We start from the raw sequence: 19,707 nt of genomic DNA, 5'->3' as shown, positions 1-19,707 counted from the left end.
TGGTGATGACGGCGATCTACCTGTTCCCGTTGTACTGGATGTATCTCACCGCCTTCAAAGGCAGCTCCGAGATCTTTCAATATCCGCCAACATTCTGGCCGACAAATCCCCAGTGGAGTTTTGCCGAGGTGTGGCAGAGCCGGGGCATGGGGCGGTATATCTGGAATTCGCTGCTGATCGCGGTTGGGGTCACCATTCTCGTCACGTTCATGGGGACGGGATGCGCCTATGTTCTCTCGCGTGTCCGCAATATCTGGATGGACATGGCCCTCTTCGCCATCCTGATGATGCAGGTGCTGCCGTCCTCGCTGATGGTGACGCCGATCTTCGTCATGTTCAATCAGATCGGCCTTTTGGCCAGCCCGCGCGTGGCGGTCATCCTGGCGCAGACGGCCAAGATGCTGCCGCTCTATATCGTGCTGTGCCGGGCCACATTTGTGCAGGTGCCGCGCGAACTGGAGGAAGCCGCCCTCGTTGACGGCTCCTCGCGCATCGGCGCGTTCTTCAATATCATGCTGCCTTTGGCGCGCAACGGCATTCTCGTCACGTCTGTGCTGATCTTCCTGCAATCCTTCGGCGAATATGTCTACGCCCGGTCCCTGATTGCCAAGAACGAGCTGCAGGTGGCGACGGTCGGCCTGCAGACCTTCATGGGTCCCGATGCCAGCGACTGGAACGGGATCATGACCTATGCCGCAATCTACGTCACGCCCATCCTTTTCGTATTCATGCTGCTGCAACGGCGCATCGTCAGCGGTCTTACCGCCGGCGCGCTGAAATGAGGTGAACCATGTTTCAGATCGAAATCGACCACCTGAACAAGCATTATGGCGGGTTTCACGCGCTGAAGGACATCAACATTGCCATCGAGCAGGGCGCCTTCGTTGCGCTGGTGGGGCCTTCGGGCTGCGGCAAGTCGACATTGCTGCGCACCCTCGCTGGCCTTGAGAAGACAAGTTCCGGCGATCTGCGCATCGCCGGGGAAAGTGTCGTCCACAAGCCGCCGCGCGAACGGGACGTGGCGATGGTGTTCCAGTCCTATGCGCTCTATCCGCATATGGATGTCGAGCACAACATGAACTATTCGATGCGCCTGAAGCGGCGCCCGAAGCAGGAGATTGCCGAGCGCACGCGTGCCGCCGCGCAAACGCTGGGTCTTGGCGCTCTGCTTGACCGGCTGCCGAAAGCCCTGTCCGGCGGCCAGCGCCAGCGCGTCGCCATGGGGCGCGCCATCGTGCGCAACCCCAAGGTGTTTCTCTTCGACGAACCTCTCTCCAATCTCGATGCGGCGCTGCGGGTGCACATGCGCAGCGAGATCCGCAAGCTGCATGAACGCTTGCAGGCGACATCGGTTTACGTGACGCATGATCAGGTCGAGGCCATGACCATGGCCGACCATATCGTTGTCATGCGCGCCGGAGTGGTTGAGCAGCAGGGCAGCCCGCTCGACCTTTACGACCGGCCTGCCAACAGGTTCGTTGCCGGATTTATCGGGTCGCCCGCCATGAATTTCATTCCGGTCACGGTCGGGCCCGATGGCAACAGGCTGATGCTGGAGAAGGATCAGGTTCAATCGCTCATGCTCGGTCGCGCGCTGGCCCCCGGCCGGCGTTTGCTGGCCGGCCTGCGTCCGGAGCATCTTGCCTTCACCCGCGAAGCCGGCGATCTGGCGATCAAGGTCGTCGTGGAAGCGGTCGAGTCGACGGGGAGCATGACATTCGTGACGGCATCCATCGCCTCCCAGCAGGTGGTGGCCGCCCATAGCGGCAGGCCTGAGGTGAGCCGGGGCCGCGAGACAGAGCTCTTTATCGCGCCGGGGAACGTGCACCTGTTCGATCCGGAAACGGAGCTTGCCATCTTCTGACCCTTTCCGCTTTGCCCGCTCAAATGCTATAGGGCGACACCCGCTCTCACATTCGCTTTGCGAACGCGGGAGGATGGCATGTATGGCAAAGGATGCACCTTGGAGACTGCGCTCTATCTCCCGATCAAAGGCTTTCTTGAGGAGGCCGGCTATAGCGTCAAAGGTGAGATCGTCGGTTGTGATATCGTCGCGCTGAGCGATGGTGAGCCGCCTTTGGTGGTCATTTGCGAACTCAAGCTCAGTTTCAATCTTGAGCTCCTCCTGCAGGCGGTCGACCGGGCGGCTCTCAGCGATGAAGTCTGGCTTGCGGCGCGCATTTCAGCGCGGGGCAAGGGACGTGAAAGCGACCGCCGGTTCCGCGACCTCTGCCGCCGGCTGGGTTTCGGCATGCTGGGCGTCTCGGATGGTGGTGTGGTCAGCATCATTGTCAGCCCGGCCGCGCCGATGCCGCGAAACAATGCGCGCAAGCGTTCGCGACTGGTTGCGGAGCACCGGCGCCGCAAGGGCGATCCGACATGGGGCGGCGGTTCCCGCACGCCGATAATGACGGCCTACCGCCAACAGGCGCTTGCCTGTGCCGAGGCGCTGCAGCGTGGTCATTTGCGGCCGCGCGATCTGCGCGCCGTTGCCCCCAATGCTCCGCAGATATTGCGCGGCAATGTCTACGGATGGTTCGAGCGTGTCGACCGGGGTGTCTATGCCCTGACGCAGGCAGGAATGGATGCGTTGAAGCGCTGGCCTCCATCCCCGGCAAGCGACCCCGTCTAGGCCGTAAACTCATGCGTGCGGTCGATTTTGCGCAGGCGGGTTTCGGAGTCCGCCATGCGGCGCTTGAGGGCCGGGACTGCATTGATGATGCGCAGTGCGCCGCGCATGACCGCCAGCTGGATGCGACCGAGCACGGGCCTGTGGCTGAGGCCGTTTGCGTCCATCTGCTTGCGTGACTCGAGCACTGCCCGCGCGCTGTATTCCAGCATTTCGGCTTCGTAGGCGTGCAGGGCTTCCACCAGCGGCCTGTCGCCGTCGCGTACCTCGGTGAGCCGCCTGCACAACAGGGCTGCATCCCGCAGCGCGGTATTGGCACCGACGCCGCGTCCGGGCGTCATCGTGTGTATGGCATCGCCGAGCAGCGTCACGTTCGATGACTGCCACGGGGAAACCGGCACCGACGTGCGGATATTGACGCGAAAGATGGTGGTTGGATCGGAAAGCGCAATCAGGCGGCGCAGATCGGGATGCCAGTTCCGGGTCATCTTCGCGGCGATCCTGGCAAGGTCGGGGCCGGGGAGGGACACGGGATCCTCCGGCAGGTTCTTGCGCGCGCCCCAGACACCCCACATGATGTAATCGCGGGTGTTGTCGAAAAGCAGTCCGGGCCATTCGGCAATCAGGTCGGCATCATTGCCGCCGACCCCGTGCTTCACGCCGTCATTGTCCCATTTGAACTCCATGACGTGAAGAATGGCGCCGTAGCCCTTCGGTGCCATGATCATCGATATGCCGTGAAAAACCTTGTCGGGAAGAAGCGCTCTGGTTTCGGGTGTGAGCGCGACCTTGCCGCCGATGGAGACGATGCCCGTATCCTCCATTCGCGCCTCGGGCAGGCGTTGCTGGCGAACGCGCGAGTTGGCGCCGTCGGCACCGACCAGCACATCGCCCGTATCCGTTGAACCGTCATCGAAGACGACGGTAACCGTGCCGTCTTCATTATTCCGGTAGCTTGAGAATGTCTTGTCGAACACGACACAGTCCTCGAGCCCGGTGAGCAGGACTTGGCGCAGCGTCATGCGGCTGACCGATTTTTCGCTGTCGACCGGATCATCGCTGCCGGGTACCGGCATGGATATCAGCTCGGACATGTTTTCCGTCAGCATGTTGAAATGGCGCGGTGCCCGTGCGCAGGTGGCAACAAAGAGATCAAAGAGCGGCGACGGCAGGCAGGTTTTGAGCGCCTGGCTTCCCGCAGGGCTGATGCCGACGCGATAGCCATACAGGCCATCGCGCCGCGTGCGGTCGCGTTCGTACACCCGGACACCGATGCCGGCCCGCTTGAGACCATGCGCAAGGCAAAGTCCTCCGGTCCCCGCGCCGATGATGATCACCTGCAAGGTATTCGTTTTCATGGTCTTGGCCTTTCGCTAGGAAGACGTGTGTTCGCTGGGCTGGGAAAGTTCCATTGCAATCTGGCGAAGCCAGGCTTCGCTCCAGGTCAGTTTGCCGGACTGAAGGTCGGCGGTGACGGCGCGTACCCACGCAAGCTGCGTGCCATAGGTTGCGCTCAGATAATCCATTTCCAGGAGAAAGAGACGGGGCACCGGCATCGCGCTTGCGTGGCGCAAATTCTGTTCGATCCGGTCGATTTCCGCCTGCAGCGCGACGGCGCGCTGTTCGAGGTGCTGCCGGGCATCGTCGGGCGTCAGGAGCGGCAGAAACGAGATCGCCGCGGGAAAATCCGGGAATTCCTGTGATGGCGTGGAAAGGATTTCCCGCATCCATTGCAGCATGATTGCACGCCCGGCCGGGCTGAGCTCGTAGACGGTGCGTTCGGGCCGGTTCTCGTCGCGGGAGACGCCCTGCGAAGCAATCAAACCCTCCCGTTCCAGCCGGTTGACAGTCTGATAGAGACTGGCGCGCTGGGTGACATTGATGACCTCATCCTTGCCGCGTTCCTTGATGAGCTGTTGCATGCGGTAGGGATGCATGGGTGCCTCATACAGCATGGCGAGGATTGCGAGGGCGATCGGGGAGCGTTTGATTGCTTTCATAGTCATATATATACTAGTAATAAAAATACTATGTCAAGCCCATTGCGAAGCGCTGCCCGAACGGCAGGTCTCGATATTTGTTCTCCTGCCCCGGCAGGTGCTTCCCACATTCAGCGACACGCTATATTCTCCGCCGACGTCGGATGGATTTCTTGCCAGAGCCAGGAACCGGGAAAATGAAGACCATGTCTGAAACGCGTCGCAAGCTCACCACGATTTTCTCTGCGGATGTTCAGGACTACACCCGTCTCATGCAGGTGGACGAAGAGCGGACGCTCGATACGCTCAACCAGTACCGCGATGCGATGAGACGTTTGATCGAGGCGCATGCCGGCCGGGTCATCAACACATGGGGCGATGGGCTCATTGCCGAGTTTTCCAGCGTCGTCGAGGCGGTGCGCGCGGCGATCGATGTGCAGAACGAGCTTGCCGGTTATAACGCCAAACGTTTGAACGATGCCCGCATGCTTTTCCGCATCGGCATCAATCTCGGGGATGTCATTGCCGAAGGCGACGATATCTATGGCGACGGGGTGAATGTCGCCGCGCGGTTGCAGGCCTCTGCCCCTCCCGGCGGCATCGTGATTTCAAGCACGGTTTTCGATCAGGTCCGCAACAAGCTGACCGTCGGGTTTGACTATCTCGGCGAGCTTTCGCTCAAGAACATTGAAGGCGGTATAGCCAGCTATGCCGTGCGTATCGGAGAAGACAGAGGATCTGGTCCGCAGAGGCCTTCCCTGCAATCCGGGCAGCCGCCGTATCATGACCATTTACGGCGAACCCAAACGCAAGCACACCCGGAGCCTTTGCCGTTCAGGAGAGCGCGGTTCGGTGTGCTGGCAACCATCGCCGCCGGGATTGCCGCGATCAATTTTCTCACATGGAGTGGCTATTTCTGGGCTGCGTGGCCTCTCCTGGCCTTTGCTGCTCTTGCTTTCGGTCTGTGGGTGCGGACCACCCGCCTTGACCGGTTCGTCGCCACGCTGGCGATGGTCGGGTTCGTCCTCCTCGGCATCAACCTTATCACCTGGAGCGGGACGTTCTGGGCCGCATGGCCGCTGCTTGCCTTTGCGGTTGCCGGCAGCATCCGCTGGTTCACGCGCCAGAGGAGCGGTGTCCGGAGCTGAGCCCGCCAATGAATTTACTATTCGCCGCATCATATTTTGGCCGATAGTTGGAGATATCATTGGCCAATATTGGGGAGTATACAGACGGGAACAGGTTTTTTCTCAAGGCGATGACGTCGCAGGGATCAGCCTCAAGGACAGGCATGCCATTCGCAAGCGGGAACGGGACAGACATATAGCATTTTAACAGCAAACAAAAAGGGTGACTGCAATGCCCCATATCGTGCTGATTAATCCGCGTTTTGAAGCTTCTTACTGGGGGCTGGAACATGCCCTGCCCATATTCGACGCAAAAGCCAACCTTCCTGTGGCCTGCCTGCCTTTGCTGGCGGCCCTGACCCCTGCCGAACACACGGTCACGCTCATCGATGAGAACGTGGAAGACATCGACTATGATCTGTGTGCCAGCGCTGACATTGTCGGGGTTACCGGTATGATCGTGCAGCGCTTCCGCATGAAGGAGATCATCACGGAATTGAAGCGACGGGGCTGTTTTGTCGTGGTCGGAGGCCCATGGATCACCGTTCAGGAGAACTATTTCGCCGATCTCGCTGATGTGGCGTTCATTGGTGAAGCCGAAGAAACCTGGCCGCAATTTCTGACCGAATGGGCTGAACACCGTCATTCACGCCGGTATGAGCAGGCTGACAAGACAGATATGAGCACGGTTCCGGTGCCGCGCTTTGATCTCCTGAAAATGGACGATTATGCGGTGGGAAGCATCCAGTTCTCCCGGGGCTGTCCCTTTACCTGCGAGTTCTGCGATATCATCGTTGTCTTTGGCCGCAAGCCCCGCATCAAGACGGGTCAGCAGATTCTGGCCGAAGTGGAGGCATTGCTGGCGACAGGCATGGACACGGCCTTCATTGTCGATGACAACCTCATCGGCAACAAGAAGGCGATAAAGGAGGTTTTGCGCGAGGTCATCGCGTGGCAGGTCGCGCACAATTATCCCATGACCTTCGTGACCGAAGCCTCCATTGATCTGGCGGATGATCCGGAACTGATGCAATTGATGGTCGATACCAACATTCGCGTGGTCTTCATCGGCATTGAAACCCCGAACGAGGCAGCACTGCGGGAGACGAAAAAGCTGCAGAATCTGCGCAAGGGCGGCACCATGCTGGAAAAGGTGCACACCATCCAGCGCTCAGGCATGGAAGTGTGGTGCGGTATGATCCTCGGTTTCGACAGCGACGATGCCTCGATTTTCGACGCGCAGCGTGCCTTTATCAAGGAAGCGCGGATCGTCAACGCCATGGTTGGCATGCTGGCGGCCATACCGAAGACCCCGCTCTATACGCGGTTGCTCAAGGAGGGGCGGCTTGACCCCGAGGATCAGCAGCCCTTTGGCACCAATGTCATTCCGCTCAACCTCAGCCGCGAGGCACTGCGCGACGGCTATCTCGCGGTCATGCAGGATCTTCACAATCCCCAAGCCTATTTCGACCGGCTCGATGCGCTTTATCTGGATGAACGCATCGAACCGGAACAGACGCGGCTGCGTCATTTGCGCCGCCATCCCTTGCAGTTTGCAAAGCTCAATGCGGAATGGATGCTCGAAGCCGTCGGCATCTTTCTGCGCCTGATGCGCCAGGTCCCCGACAAGGAATTGCGCCGCACCTACCGCCGGCGGATATGGGCCATGTTGAAGCGCCGCCGCTCGCCGGTGGTGATGCAGATCTATGCGATAAAATGCGCGATGCACTATCACGCCCATACGATGATCGCGCGGATGCAGACCGGCCAGATTGTGAACTCGTTCTAGGGGACGAAACGCCGGGTGGCGTGACCGGGAGTGTTTCGGCATTTCCGGCGTCCGCAGCCATTTATGCGGCTAAAAACATTGGCGGGAAGGCCGCTATGGCTGCAAAATTACATTTTGTTAAGGCCATCTAAATGCCATGAATCTGGATCGAGATCATGCTTCCCCTAAAAGGAGGTGAGTGAAAATGAATGCCGATGAACAGAAACTTCTCAGTGGGCTCTTTGACCGTACAAGGCAGGCGGCCGATACGCCCCGGGACCCCGAAGCCGAGCGCTTCATTCTGGACCAGATTAAAAGCCAGCCTTCGGCCCCCTATCTCCTGGCTCAGGCCGTCATCGTCCAGGAACATGGCCTGAACGCATGTCACGAGCGCATCCAGGCCCTGGAAGCGCAGGTGAAGGATTTGCAGAATGCGCCGCCCCCGCAACAACAGTCGGGCGGCTTGCTGGGTTCGATCTTCGGCAGTTCCCAGAGTGCGCAGCCATCCCAGCCTTCTCCCGGCCGGTTCAGCGGACCGTGGGGCGGTGGCGGGGCAGCACCCCAGGACGCATATGCAGCGCAGGGACAGCCACCTCAGGCCGGGCGCTGGGCAGCCCCGCCGCAGGCCCAAGGCGGCGGCTTTCTGCAAGGTGCGTTGACCACGGCAGCCGGTGTTGCCGGCGGCGCGCTCATGTTCGAAGGGATCAAGAACATGATGGGCGGCAATTCGTTGTTTGGCGGCTCGGGCGGCGGAACCGGCACTGTGCCGCAAGCCGGCGAGACGGTCGTCAACAACTACTACAACGACGACAAAAATACCGGCACGCAGAACGATTACGCCGAAATGGACCGTCTCGACGACGCCTATGACGATGCACAGGACAGCGATACCGACGACGACAATGTAGCGTGACGCACCGGGCGACAAACAGGACAGCGCCCTGTTTGTCGCCTGTCTTCCCGGTCTTTCACCGAAGATCTGTCAGGCGTATGAGATCCAGAGGATCGCCAGGCCGAGCAGAATCCGGTAGCAGATGAAGGGCAGCGTTGAAAAGCGCTCCAGAATGCGCATCAAGCCCCACAGGGCTGCGAAGGATGACAGCGATCCGACGACAAGTCCGACGAGCAGGATCATCCAGCCTTCAAAGGGAAGATGAGCGCGGGCGAGGACAACAAGTTCATGCAGGCCCGCCAGCGCGATAGCCGGAATGCCGAGCAGAAAGGAAAAGCGCGCGGCGTCCTGCCGCGTAAAATCGCGAAACAGGGCCGCCGTCAGGGTCGATCCGGAGCGTGAAACGCCGGGGATCAGGGCACCAACCTGTGCGACGCCTACGATAAGCGCATCGCGCAGCCGCATGCTGTCCGCTGGACGTTTATGCTGGCATACCCATTCGGCAACCGCGAGCAGAACACCCATGACGAGGCAGGAAAAACCGATGACCGGCAAGGTGCGCAACGGACTGTCGCAGGCATTGAGAACCGGCGCCAGAAGCAGGCCAGCGATGACGATCGGTACGGTGCCGAGCACGATGCCGATAGCCATGCGCAGCTTGGGCGACATCCAGTCGCCCGTCCTGATCGCGCTGAGCGATCCGCCGGTTATGGCGTAGATATCGCGCCGGAAATAGCAGATGACCGCCGTCAACGCGGCCAGCTGCATCGCCGCCGAAAAAGCCGATCCGGGATCCTGCCAGCCGAGAAGTGCCGGAACCAGCCGCATATGCGCGGTGGATGATATCGGCAGCAATTCTGTAATGCCCTGAACCACGCCCAGCACGGCGACCTTGGCGGTGCCCAAAGCCACAAAGCCGGTATCTACCCCTTGCGTGCATACGCCACTCATAAAGTGTTTCCCTCGATCTGGGTGATGGATGTCGATCGATTGCTTCGATCGCTGCGGAGGCTACATGCAAATGCGCTGCAAGTGTAGACGCCACGCGCATCTGGAGCCGCTGAAACAACAGAAAACAGCAGCGCCAAATGTCACGGTTGCCTGGTACTGTCCGCCACGCAATTGACGCGGATGCGACTTTAATAAGCCGCAACTTGTAATGTAGTATAAAGCACTAGAAGCGCGTGAAATTTAAAGCGCATCATCGACAATCGGCAGGATCACAGTGGCAGAGTTTTCGGAAGTCTTGAGCTCAATGATTATCGGTGTGCTGGCGCTTGCCGTCGGCATGGCGGTGCTCTGGGGCGCTTGCCGGTATCAATGGCGGGCCGAGCGGACCGCCGGTCTGGCGTTGCTGGGACTCTTGCTGCTTTTTGGTGTTGCGTCCCTGTTTGGCATTGAAGCACCGAGTGCGATTTTGCTCGGCGTCGTGGCGTGCGGGTTCATTGCCATACTGATCTTGAAGCGTGCAAAAGCCGGTTCGCCGCCAAATCGGCCCCAACTCCCATAAATGCCGATCTTCTGCGGCTCAGCCCTTACTGAGGGTTTTCCAGGCTGAAAAGCTCGGCCTGCTCGTCATAGGCAAACAGCTCGGCATAGCGCGCCCAGGACACCACGGTCTTCAGTGTCTCATCCGCATAGTCTTCGCTCATGAAGTCTTCCAGCTCGTTGCGGAAACGGGCTGCTGGAGCCGTATGCGTCGGCCGCTCGTCAAGCACGCGTCTGATAAGGCCGATGAGCGGAACATAGGTGACGAGGTGTTCCGCGAAAACCTTCTTGCGGGCATCGGTATCGAGATGGGCGAACCGCATGCCGGCGTCGGTCAGGACGAGGTCGCCCTCGTTCAAATGGGCAAAACGCAGGAGTTGCAGGGCTTCGCCGAGATGAAACAGCTCGTCGGCCTCCATCTGCAGCGTACCGGCAAGAACAGGCAGGTCGGCGCGCCCATTATACGGTTCGCCCGCCAGAGACTCCATCAGGCCAGCCAGGATATTGGTCGAAACCGGGTTCAAAATCATGCCCATTCCCGTACCCGGAATACCTTCCACGGATGGCAGGCGAGGCTCGGTACGCTGGGTCATGCGGGCATAGATATTGTCGACCAGCTGCCGGAAGACCGGATCGAGGCGATTGCGCGGATGGGGAAGATCGACCTTGAGTTCCTGCGCGACCCGGCCGGGATTGGACGAGAAAATCAGGATGCGGTCACACATCAGCACTGCTTCTTCGATGTTGTGGGTGACAATCAGCACCGATTTTATCGGCAGGCGCCCTTCGATCCACAGATCGATCATGTCGGTGCGCAGGGTCTCCGCGGTGAGGACATCAAGGGCCGAGAAGGGTTCGTCCATCAGCAGCAGGTCGGGATGCACCACCAGTGCCCGGGCAAAACCGACGCGCTGGCGCATGCCGCCGGACAGTTCCTTGGGATAGGCGTTTTCGAACCCGTCCAGACCGATGAGATCGATTGCCGCGAGCGCCCGCTTGCGCCGTTCCGCCCTGTCGACATCCTGCGCTTCAAGACCAAGCTCCACGTTCTGCAGGACTGTCAGCCAGGGAAAAAGCGCAAAGGACTGGAACACCATGGAAATGCCGAGGGGCGGGCCCTGGATGACGGAACCGCGGCACTTTGCTTCGCCGGAGGACGGCGCGATCAGGCCGGCGATGATCCGCAGCAGCGTCGACTTTCCCGAGCCGGAGCGGCCGAGCAGTCCGACGATCTCGCCCTCCCTGATGTTCAGGTCGACATCGTCGAGCACCATGACATCGTTGCCGCTGCCTTTCTTGAAGGACCGGGAAACATTGCGGATGTCGACGAGCAGGTTTCTGTCAGCTTGATCAAGCATTGAACATTCCTTTGATCCGATAATCCGGCACTAGCCGAGACGAAGGCGCCGCTCGCCAAAGGCGTAGAGCGGGCGCCAGAACAGGCGATTGAACAGCGTTACAAAGATGCACATGACGGCGATGCCAAGCACGACACGCGGGAAATCTCCCGCCGTGGTGGCATTGGCGATGTATGATCCGAGCCCCGGTGTCGTCAGTTGCGTGTCACCCCAGCTGGCCACTTCGGCAACGATGCTGGCATTCCACGCACCGCCGGAGGCCGTGATCGCGCCGGTGATGTAATAGGGGAAAATGCCGGGGAGAATGACTTTGAACCACCAGCGCCAGCCACGGAGATGAAAGCTGTTCGCCGCTTCCTTGAGATCGCTGGGAAAGGCGCTGGCCCCGGCAATGACATTGAAGAGAATGTACCACTGCGTGCCTAGGATCATCAGCGGGCTGAGCCAGATATTGGCGTTGAGACCGAAATGCACGATCAGCACGACGAAGGCGGGGAATGCGATGTTGGCGGGAAACGCCGCCAGAAACTGGGCCAGCGGCTGGACTTTCTGCGCCAGTTTCGGCCGCAGTCCGATCCATACACCGACAGGCACCCAGACAAGTGTCGCGAGTATCATCAGAACGGTCACCCTCAACAGGGTGATGAACCCGTTGCCGACGGCGGTCGCCACATCGGACCAGGCAATATTGGCCTTGAGATAGATGATGCTGATATAGGCCGCATAGCCTGCGGCAAGAACAATGAAGGCAAGCCAGAGCCGGTCGAGAAGGCGTGACGTCGCGGGCTTTGCGTCACCCGAGCCGAATGTCGGCAGCGCCGGCAAACGCAGGTTCCAGACCAGACGGGAAAGAAAGGCGACCGGGGCGGCGAGCAGGCGTGTGATCCGGGCCCGGCGAAACAGGTCCAGCATCCAGGAACTTGGAACCGTTTCCGACGAGGTTGTTTCAAAGCGGAACTTGTCGGCCCAGGCCACGAGCGGTCGGAACAGGAACTGATCGTAGAGCAGGATGACGGCGAGCATCGCCATCGTGGCATAGAAGATTGCCATGATGTTCTGCTCCTTGATGGCCAGCGCGACGTAGGAGCCAACCCCCGGCAGGGTAACGGTGGTGTCGCCGACGGTGATTGCCTCCGACGCCACGACGAAGAACCAGCCTCCCGACATCGACATCATGGTATTCCAGACAAGACCGGGCATCGCAAACGGAACGTCCAGCCGCCAGAACCGCTGCCAGCCCGTCAGGTGGAAACTCTGCGTTGCCTCCTCCAGGTCTTTCGGCTCGTTGCGCATGGATTGATACATGCTGAACGTCATGTTCCAGGCCTGGCTGGTGAAGATGGCAAACACGGATGCCAGTTCGGCGCCAAGGACGCTGCCCGGAAACAGGTTGAGGAAGAAGGTGACGGTAAAGGTCAGGAAGCCGAGGATCGGCACGGACTGGAGAATATCGAGAATGGGAACCAGCACCATCTCGGCACGCCGGCTCTTGGCGGCGGCTGCGGCATAGATGAAGGTGAAGACGAGCGACAGGGCAATGGCCAGGAGCATGCGCAGCATGGTGCGCAGTGCGTAAACCGGCAGATTGGATGGATCGAGGGAAAGCGGGGCGGCTTCAAGTGTCGACAGCGGAACCGTGGTCACGCGGACGCCATAGGCGATCAGCACGATGGCGCCGATCACCAAAAGCAAAGCCATCAGGTCCCACATGCTCAGCCACATCGAGCGGCCGATGGCAGGCGGTGTATACTTTTGAAACGCCATAAGCCGGGCCCCCAAATGGCTTGAATGCAATGAATAAAGGACGCTATTCGCGGTACTCTGCCATCGTTGCCGAAGCATTTGCAAGGGACTTAAGAAGGACGATCATGACAGTGTCATGACGGAAAATGGGCAGTGGAAAAAATTGCGCGGATCGCCGGATTGGCTGCGGCTGTTTCACCCGTGGCGGCGCAGTTGCCAGCGCACAATTCCCATGCCAATCCGGTTGAGTTTCCCGATAACCCGCCACAGGGATCGGGCACGCCGCTTTGCCAGGCGGCCGGTGGCCAGCCGGGGCAGCGCGAACCAGATGAGGCGCAGGGAACACCAGTTCAATATGGCAACCAGATGCGCGCAGGCCCTGACCTCAGTGGAGCGCAGGCGCGCCTGCAGCCACCCCTGAAGGTGAAGACTGGACGGCGCATGCAGGTTACGGCTTTGGCGATGCGCCTTCTGGATTCGCGCGAGCTCCTGCGTTGTGTTCAGGCGCAGTTGGCGGCGCTTTGCCAGGATATGGTCCAATTCACTGCTGCTGTTCTGCATCGTGCACCGCTCTGCAACCGGAATTTGCACGCTGCTCGTCGTTTGAGGGCGTCAATGCGCGGCTGCCGTTTGACAATCGGGTGTCAATCTGCATCCTCCAGTGGCTATAGGAGCAAGCGAAATATGGTGCGCTCGGGCCAAAAAGCCATGCGAACGGCTCTTGTGTAATTTACCGGAAGCGGCAGTGTAGCATTATGGATCACAGTATGTGTCGGTCATATTCTGGTCGTGTTAATCCTGCCTTGGTTGGCATATAATTATCCTGTTACCACGTTTTGGGGTAGGCAGATTTTCTGGAAGGAATGCAAATGGTACGCAGGTTAACGCTTCTCATGGCCGGAGCCCTGATGGGTGCAACGGCAATGGTGGCTGTGCAGGGCGGGCTGCATATAACCGCCGCGGAAGCTGCGGGCACGGACACATACAAGCAGTTGTCGCTTTTCGGCGAAGTCTTCGAGCGGGTGCGCAACCAGTATGTCACGCCGCCGGATGACCAGAAGCTGATCGAAAGCGCCATCAATGGCATGCTGACGTCGCTTGACCCCCATTCGTCCTATATGAACGCCGAACAGGCGAAGGAAATGTCGGTGCAGACCAAGGGTGAGTTTGGCGGCCTTGGCATTGAAGTCACCATGGAAAACCAGCTGTTGAAGGTGATCACGCCAACGGAAGATGGCCCCGCGTTCAAGGCCGGTGTTCTTGCCGGCGATTATATCTCGCAGATCGACGGGACCGATGTCCGCGGCCTGTCGCTGAACGACGCGGTCGACAAGATGCGCGGCGATGTCAACACTCCCATCGAGCTGACGCTGATCCGCCAGGGCGCCGACAAGCCGATCAAGCTGACCGTCGTGCGCGACGTGGTCAAGGTGAAGGCCGTCAAGTACCGCGTCGAGAACGATGTCGGCTATGTCAGGGTGATTTCCTTCACCGAACAGACCTTTGAAGACCTGCAGAAGGCGATCAAGGACATCCAGAGCAAGGTTCCCGCCGACAAGCTCAAGGGCTTCGTGCTGGATCTTCGCCTCAATCCGGGCGGCCTGCTGGACCAGGCGGTTGCCGTCTCCGATGCCTTCCTCGACAAGGGCGAGATCGTATCGACCCGCGCCCGCGACCCGCAGGACATCACCCGTTTCGATGCCCGTCCGGGCGATCTGATCAACGGCAAGCCGATGATCGTCATGATCAATGGCGGTTCTGCCAGCGCGGCTGAAATCGTCGCCGGTGCGCTGCAGGATCAACGCCGGGCGACGGTGCTGGGCACGCGGTCCTTCGGCAAGGGTTCGGTCCAGACGATCATCCCGCTGGGCGAGAACGGCGCGCTGCGGCTGACGACGGCGCTGTATTACACGCCGGCCGGCAAATCGATCCAGGGCAAGGGCATCGTGCCGGATATCGCGGTCGAACAGCCGCTGCCGGACGATCTGAAGGGCCGGGCCGAACCGATGAGCGAATCCAGCCTGAAGGGCCATATCAAGGGCGTTCAGGAGGATGCGGAAGGATCGGGTTCGATTGCCTATGTCCCACCGGATCCGAAGGATGACCTGCAGCTGATCGAAGCCCTGAAGCTGCTGCGCGGCGAACAGGCCAATGCCGCATTCCCGGCAGACCCGACGAAAGGCTTTTCCAAGTAACCGGAAAGCCGGAGACCATCATGAAAGGGACGGGCCCGTCCGGTCTGTCCCTTTCGGTTGCCGGCCATTCTGCAACCATCACGATTTCTCATTCTCATCAGGCACAATGGATCTTTCCAATATTATCGAAGCCACGATTTCCTTCACGCGGGAGCACGAAAAATGGGCGCCGGTCATCGTCTTTGCGCTCGGCTTGGTTGAATCCCTGGCCTTGCTCTCCCTGCTTGTTCCCTCCACGATCATCCTTCTGGGCATCGGCGGCCTGTTCGGGGCGAGCGGGCTTCCCTTCTGGCCGCTGCTTGTTTCCGGCGGCATCGGCGCATGCGTGGGCTATACGCTTTCCTATTGGGTGGGGCGGCACTTTCACGAACCCATCTTGAGAAACTGGCCATTTTCCCGTTATCCGGCCATGGTCGAGCGGTCCGAGCGGTTTTTCGAGCGATATGGTGTCTTCAGCGTTTTTCTCGGCCATTTCTTCGGTCCGGTTCGCGCTGTCATTCCGGTTGTCGCCGGGGTGGCCGGCATGACGGAATTCCGGTTCCAGCTGGCCAATATTCCGTCGGGTTTCCTGTGGGCGTTTCTCGTCATCGCTCCGGGTTATTTCTCCACCCAGTCCGACCAGATGAAACCATTCTGGGACTCAGTCAAAAGCCTGGCCGGAAGCTGAGTCTGCGCAGACATCAGCATCGGCGGCCCGTTTCCCGCGCTTTCATATCAAGGCAAGGTCACGCGGCTGCACGGCGGCAAAGACGCGGTGCAGTCCGGTCTGGTCCAGGCCATACATGCGCTGGAACAGTCCGCCGAGCAGGGAGCGGTAGTCGGTCAGAACGGGATAGTCGCGGTTCTGGAAAAGATGGGCCTGGTCGACCGCGATCTGCTCACCGGCGATGCGGCCGCCCTTGATGCCGCCGCCCAGAACCCAGTAGACGCTGCCATGGCCGTGATCCGTGCCGCGATTGCCGTTCTCGCGAAACGTGCGGCCGAATTCGGAGAGGACCACCACGACGGTGTCCTGCCATTGCGGGCCGATCTCTTCGGCGAACCCGGCAATTCCCCGGCCGAGCTCGCTCAGCCTGTCGGCGAGATAGCCGTTCGCCGCCCCCTGGTTGACATGGGTGTCCCAGCCGCCGACATCGACGAAACCCAGGTTGAACTGCTCGCGCATGAGACGGCCGATCCGGCGTGCGGACAGCTCGAACCCCTTGGCGGAGACGGCGCCGCGGCTGGCTTCCATCATGTGATCGGTGATCGCATGGTAGACATCATCGCGGACGCGAAAGCCTTCCCGCACGGACCCCTCCAATGATTTCCCGTCATACATGGCGCTGATGAGACTCGCCTGGCGGCTGTCGATGCCCGGCTTGCCCACGCTGTTGATGGCGATGTTGGGGACCGGCTCTCCGCCCTGGAACGTGAGTGGCATCTGGTCGGTGAAGGAGATCGGCCGCACGCGTGTCAGGGCGCCGGCGAGGCGCGCCATGAAGCCGGACCGGTAATCCCGCGTGCCGTTGACGTCCTGTCCGAGCTCGATGGTGTCCTGGGTTTCAAAGTGGCTGCGGGTGAGATCGTCCGTACCGGCGAATGGAATGAAGGCGGCCTGCCCTTTCTGATAGAAGGGGAGGATCGTGTCCTTCAGGGCCGGATGCAGGCCCCAATTGACGTCGAGGGAAAGCGCCGAGGCGGCATTGGCCGCGTCCGGACGGGCGATGGCGAGGTTCGGCCGCGATGCATAGTAGAAATCACTGCTGACCGGGATCACCACATTGGCGGCATCATAGGCGCCGCGCAGGAACACCACGAGCAGGCGCGCGTCGGTTTTGGGCGCTGCCCACACACGCCCGGCAACCGTCAAGGAGGTCAGGGCTGCCAGTCCACCAATGAGATCACGGCGATTGATATGCATGATCGTCTCCTCGTCGGGTTGCTGTTACTGCATGAATTCGGGTGAGGACAGGAACAGCGTGTTCCAGTCCTGTGGTGAAATCGCCTTGTCCAGGGCGGTCTGCGTGGGCGCTGAAAGCTTCAGATGCAGGCTTGAGAAATACAGCCCGTTCTCGATGAGCGGGAATGCCGGCTGGTCCACCGCATCGGGCGTTGCCGCCTTGAAAAGCCCGGCGGAATTGGACCCGATCTGGTGGGCAATCTCAAAGCGCGTCATCATCGCCCCCGATCCGTTCCACGCCGTCGACATCATGGAATAACCATCGGGGGTCTGGTGGTTATAGAGGCCTTCCGCCAGGCGGTTCAGCCAGTTCTGGACGGGCGCGCTGTTGACGATGACTTTCGTGTCATAGGCAAGACGGATGGCGGAAAGAACATACCGGACAGGATCCTTGAAATGCCCGCCAAGCGAGGCCGTAAATTCGGGGGAATGGAACAGCGTGTCGAGGACGCTCGCGATATTGCCATCCGTCCGCATGAAGGTCTGCGCCATCCGGTCAACCAGGGCTGGCGGCGGGACATCGGCGACAAAATAGGTGGCAAGCTGCCGGGACACATGCTGGGCCGTTGCCGGCTGTTTGCATAGGATATCGAGCGCTTCTTCAACTTCGGCAAAGCCGCGCCCTTTGATCGTTCGCCCCAGGAAAACTTTGTCGCCGAAATCATGGCGTGCCGGATTGAATTCAAACAAACCATCGCGCACGAGCAGCGGCTGCAGGTCCGGTTTCAGCTTGGGATTGTCCGGTTTGAGATCGATCCCGACACCGGTGAGGATGCGCGCCAGTTCCTCGACATCCTTCTGCGTATAGCCGGAGCCGACACCCATGGTGTGCAGCTCCATGATCTCCCGGGCGTAATTCTCGTTGATGTGGCCAACGGCGTTGTCGGCATTGTCGAGGTAGCGGATCATGGCGGGGTGACGCAGCGTCGCCTCCAGCAGATCGTGAAACCGGCCGAGCGCGTGCGCGCGGATGGCCTTGTTCTCGTAGTCGCCGACAAGGATGCGCAGATTGGCCTTGTATTGATGCACGTTGAAATGATTGAACCAGAACCACGTCATCCGTTCGCGCAGCTGATCGGGTGAATAGAGCGCCCGCAACAGGCTGGCGGTTGCAGCCTGCCGGGCCATGTCGCTCATGCCATCCTGAAAAACCTTTTGCGCAATGGCTTTCTGGTCGGGATCGGCCGTCTGGTTGGCGGTGCGCCCCTGCGCGTCGAAGTCCGTGGCAAGATCGAAGGCGGATTTCTGGCTGACCGGCAAGGCCTCGATCTGTGCCTGGACGGCTGCCGGTAGCGCGTCGGACGCGGGATGGAGTTGCGTTTGCAGCCATTTTTCCCGGCCAAGCGTGTGATAGGCCGCCATCGTCGATGGATTGACACCCCACGTTATTGCATCGACCAGCGCAAGATCGCGCACGATCTGCGCTGCAGGGTTGTCAGCGGCCGGCGCTGCCGCCGCATGGAGCGGGCTGAGCAGGATCAGCCCGCAGATTGAAAATCTTGCTATTCGACCCCTGTGCATGCTCTCACTCCGCCGAATAAAGGTTGGGTGCATCGCAACGGCGTTTCCCGTTGCAGATGCCGTTTCTCATTTGGGGCAGGCGGGCTGATCCTGGCCGCCGCACTCTTTCTTCATGCCGGGCTTTTGCGGCGCATGTGGCTGGGGCCTTCCGGCTGGCGGCCTTGCCTCGACCTGCCGTCGCGGCTGCACTTGCACTGGCGTATGGGCTTGCGGCACCGCACCGGACGGCCTGCTCACCTGCGCATTGACCCGTGCCTGGTTCTGCGGCTGGGCCCTTTGAACCGGCGGGCGGGGAGCGGCCTGATTGTGCGGACGCGGGCTGGCATTCAATTTTGCTACCGCCGGTGGAATGGTCCGGGGTTGAGGATTGGGCGCAGCCTTGTGCCTGGCCTGTGCGGCAATAGTGGGCTGGCGGTTGACAGTAGCCGGCAAGGCATTTTTCCCGGCTTTGTTCTGGCCGGTCGACACCGCAGCTTTCCCGGGGGCAAGCGGTGCGGCACTGCCTGGGGCGGCCGGGAGGGCGTGCCCCGGCAATGGCGGCTTGACCGCTGCGGCGTTGGCTTTTCCGGGTGTTTTCGTCACAGCCTGCGGGGCAGGTGTCTGCACCGGTGCCGGGTTTTGCAGCGCGGGTTTGCCGTTGATGAGGGGCAGGCGGCTGCCGTTGGTTCCGGGGAGCGAATGGTTGTCCTGCGGTTTGATGGCCGCAGGTACCGGGCCCGGCACGGCGGGTTTGGTGGGGACGACGGGATTTTGATTTGGCATGACTGCCGCCTTCTTCTGCACCGATGGCGGCAGGGCAACGTGCAGGGCGGCCGCCGCGGCTCCCACCGCAACAGCGGCGCCGGCGACTTTCGCGCCGGTGCTCAGGCCAGGGCTGGGGGCAGCCGCCGGTTCCTGCACGATCGTCGTGGTGTTGTTGATCACCGTGTTATGAATATTGTTGAAGATGACATTGTTTTCAGGTGGTGCAATGTCACGCGCCGGGCGGACCCACTCGGCCACGGGCACGAACGCAGGCACCGGCAGAACATAGAGATCGACAGGTGGGGGCGGGGGTGCCAGCAC

At 60.5% G+C, this 19,707-nt stretch carries 17 protein-coding genes and 1 pseudogene; 9 read left to right on the top strand and 9 right to left on the bottom strand.

Annotation, left to right across the window (positions count from 1 at the left end):
* Nucleotides 1-5 precede the first annotated feature (5 nt).
* The 3 genes from J1W56_RS21000 (at nucleotide 6) to J1W56_RS20990 (ending at nucleotide 2,632) form a co-directional block, all read left to right on the top strand.
* Nucleotides 6-782 (top strand): carbohydrate ABC transporter permease, encoded by a 777-nt coding sequence (locus J1W56_RS21000; RefSeq protein ID WP_223615371.1) that lies wholly within the window; start codon nucleotides 6-8, stop codon nucleotides 780-782.
* Nucleotides 783-790: 8 nt separating this feature from the next.
* Nucleotides 791-1,864, top strand: coding sequence for an ABC transporter ATP-binding protein (locus tag J1W56_RS20995; RefSeq protein ID WP_223615240.1), 1,074 nt, complete (start codon nucleotides 791-793; stop codon nucleotides 1,862-1,864).
* A gap of 99 nt (nucleotides 1,865-1,963) precedes the next feature.
* On the top strand, nucleotides 1,964-2,632 hold the full coding sequence (locus tag J1W56_RS20990) for a DUF2161 domain-containing phosphodiesterase (protein ID WP_223615370.1): 669 nt from the start codon (nucleotides 1,964-1,966) through the stop codon (nucleotides 2,630-2,632).
* On the opposite strand, the gene J1W56_RS20985 is transcribed toward J1W56_RS20990, so the two are convergent.
* Nucleotides 2,629-3,987: an FAD-dependent oxidoreductase gene (locus tag J1W56_RS20985; protein WP_223615239.1), complete on the bottom strand. Its 1,359-nt coding sequence runs from the start codon at nucleotides 3,985-3,987 to the stop codon at nucleotides 2,629-2,631. The genes J1W56_RS20990 and J1W56_RS20985 overlap by 4 nt on opposite strands.
* Before the next feature lie 15 nt (nucleotides 3,988-4,002).
* Nucleotides 4,003-4,629, bottom strand: a complete 627-nt coding sequence (locus J1W56_RS20980) for a PadR family transcriptional regulator (RefSeq protein WP_223615369.1) — start codon at nucleotides 4,627-4,629, stop codon at nucleotides 4,003-4,005.
* Between the two features lie 185 nt (nucleotides 4,630-4,814).
* On the opposite strand from J1W56_RS20980, the gene J1W56_RS20975 reads away from it, so the two are divergent.
* The 3 genes from J1W56_RS20975 to J1W56_RS20965 all read left to right on the top strand — a co-directional run bounded on the left by J1W56_RS20975 (nucleotide 4,815) and on the right by J1W56_RS20965 (nucleotide 8,416).
* Nucleotides 4,815-5,756: an adenylate/guanylate cyclase domain-containing protein gene (locus J1W56_RS20975; protein ID WP_223615238.1), complete on the top strand. Its 942-nt coding sequence runs from the start codon at nucleotides 4,815-4,817 to the stop codon at nucleotides 5,754-5,756.
* A gap of 211 nt (nucleotides 5,757-5,967) precedes the next feature.
* Nucleotides 5,968-7,524 (top strand): DUF4070 domain-containing protein, encoded by a 1,557-nt coding sequence (locus J1W56_RS20970; protein WP_223615237.1) that lies wholly within the window; start codon nucleotides 5,968-5,970, stop codon nucleotides 7,522-7,524.
* Between the two features lie 184 nt (nucleotides 7,525-7,708).
* The gene (locus J1W56_RS20965) at nucleotides 7,709-8,416 is read left to right on the top strand and encodes a DUF2076 domain-containing protein (protein WP_223615236.1); all 708 of its coding nucleotides are present in this window, start codon (nucleotides 7,709-7,711) and stop codon (nucleotides 8,414-8,416) included.
* 69 nt (nucleotides 8,417-8,485) lie between these two features.
* Here the strand turns inward: J1W56_RS20965 and J1W56_RS20960 are convergent, their stop codons facing one another.
* The gene (locus J1W56_RS20960) at nucleotides 8,486-9,346 is read right to left on the bottom strand and encodes an undecaprenyl-diphosphate phosphatase (protein ID WP_223615235.1); all 861 of its coding nucleotides are present in this window, start codon (nucleotides 9,344-9,346) and stop codon (nucleotides 8,486-8,488) included.
* A 274-nt stretch (nucleotides 9,347-9,620) separates the two neighbouring features.
* Between J1W56_RS20960 and J1W56_RS20955 the strand changes: the two genes are divergently transcribed.
* On the top strand, nucleotides 9,621-9,905 hold the full coding sequence (locus J1W56_RS20955; protein WP_223615234.1) for a hypothetical protein: 285 nt from the start codon (nucleotides 9,621-9,623) through the stop codon (nucleotides 9,903-9,905).
* A 25-nt stretch (nucleotides 9,906-9,930) separates the two neighbouring features.
* Here J1W56_RS20955 and J1W56_RS20950 read toward each other — a convergent pair whose 3' ends face one another.
* The 3 genes from J1W56_RS20950 to J1W56_RS20940 all read right to left on the bottom strand — a co-directional run bounded on the left by J1W56_RS20950 (nucleotide 9,931) and on the right by J1W56_RS20940 (nucleotide 13,545).
* Entirely contained in the window at nucleotides 9,931-11,241 is a 1,311-nt protein-coding gene (locus J1W56_RS20950; protein WP_223615233.1) for an ABC transporter ATP-binding protein, read from the bottom strand.
* 30 nt (nucleotides 11,242-11,271) lie between these two features.
* The gene (locus tag J1W56_RS20945) at nucleotides 11,272-13,005 is read right to left on the bottom strand and encodes an ABC transporter permease (RefSeq protein WP_223615232.1); all 1,734 of its coding nucleotides are present in this window, start codon (nucleotides 13,003-13,005) and stop codon (nucleotides 11,272-11,274) included.
* A 174-nt stretch (nucleotides 13,006-13,179) separates the two neighbouring features.
* A complete protein-coding gene (locus J1W56_RS20940) occupies nucleotides 13,180-13,545 on the bottom strand; it encodes a hypothetical protein (protein ID WP_223615231.1) in 366 nt (121 codons plus the stop codon).
* Between the two features lie 308 nt (nucleotides 13,546-13,853).
* On the opposite strand from J1W56_RS20940, the gene J1W56_RS20935 reads away from it, so the two are divergent.
* Both J1W56_RS20935 and J1W56_RS20930 read left to right on the top strand, forming a co-directional pair.
* A complete protein-coding gene (locus J1W56_RS20935; protein WP_223615230.1) occupies nucleotides 13,854-15,179 on the top strand; it encodes a S41 family peptidase in 1,326 nt (441 codons plus the stop codon).
* A 106-nt stretch (nucleotides 15,180-15,285) separates the two neighbouring features.
* A complete protein-coding gene (locus J1W56_RS20930) occupies nucleotides 15,286-15,846 on the top strand; it encodes a DedA family protein (protein WP_223615229.1) in 561 nt (186 codons plus the stop codon).
* Between the two features lie 42 nt (nucleotides 15,847-15,888).
* Here J1W56_RS20930 and J1W56_RS20925 read toward each other — a convergent pair whose 3' ends face one another.
* The 3 genes and pseudogenes from J1W56_RS20925 to J1W56_RS20915 all read right to left on the bottom strand — a co-directional run.
* Nucleotides 15,889-17,076: a DUF1501 domain-containing protein gene (locus J1W56_RS20925; protein ID WP_223615368.1), complete on the bottom strand. Its 1,188-nt coding sequence runs from the start codon at nucleotides 17,074-17,076 to the stop codon at nucleotides 15,889-15,891.
* A gap of 30 nt (nucleotides 17,077-17,106) precedes the next feature.
* Entirely contained in the window at nucleotides 17,107-18,642 is a 1,536-nt protein-coding gene (locus J1W56_RS20920) for a DUF1800 domain-containing protein (protein WP_223615228.1), read from the bottom strand.
* A gap of 66 nt (nucleotides 18,643-18,708) precedes the next feature.
* A pseudogene (locus tag J1W56_RS20915) lies at nucleotides 18,709-19,707 on the bottom strand (caspase family protein); the annotation flags it as partial.

It is taken from the genome of Phyllobacterium calauticae, assembly GCF_019991125.1.
Taxonomy (GTDB): Bacteria; Pseudomonadota; Alphaproteobacteria; order Rhizobiales; family Rhizobiaceae; genus Phyllobacterium; species Phyllobacterium calauticae.
Note: the sequence above shows the minus strand (reverse complement) of the source record. Positions and strands in the feature narration are given on the sequence as shown.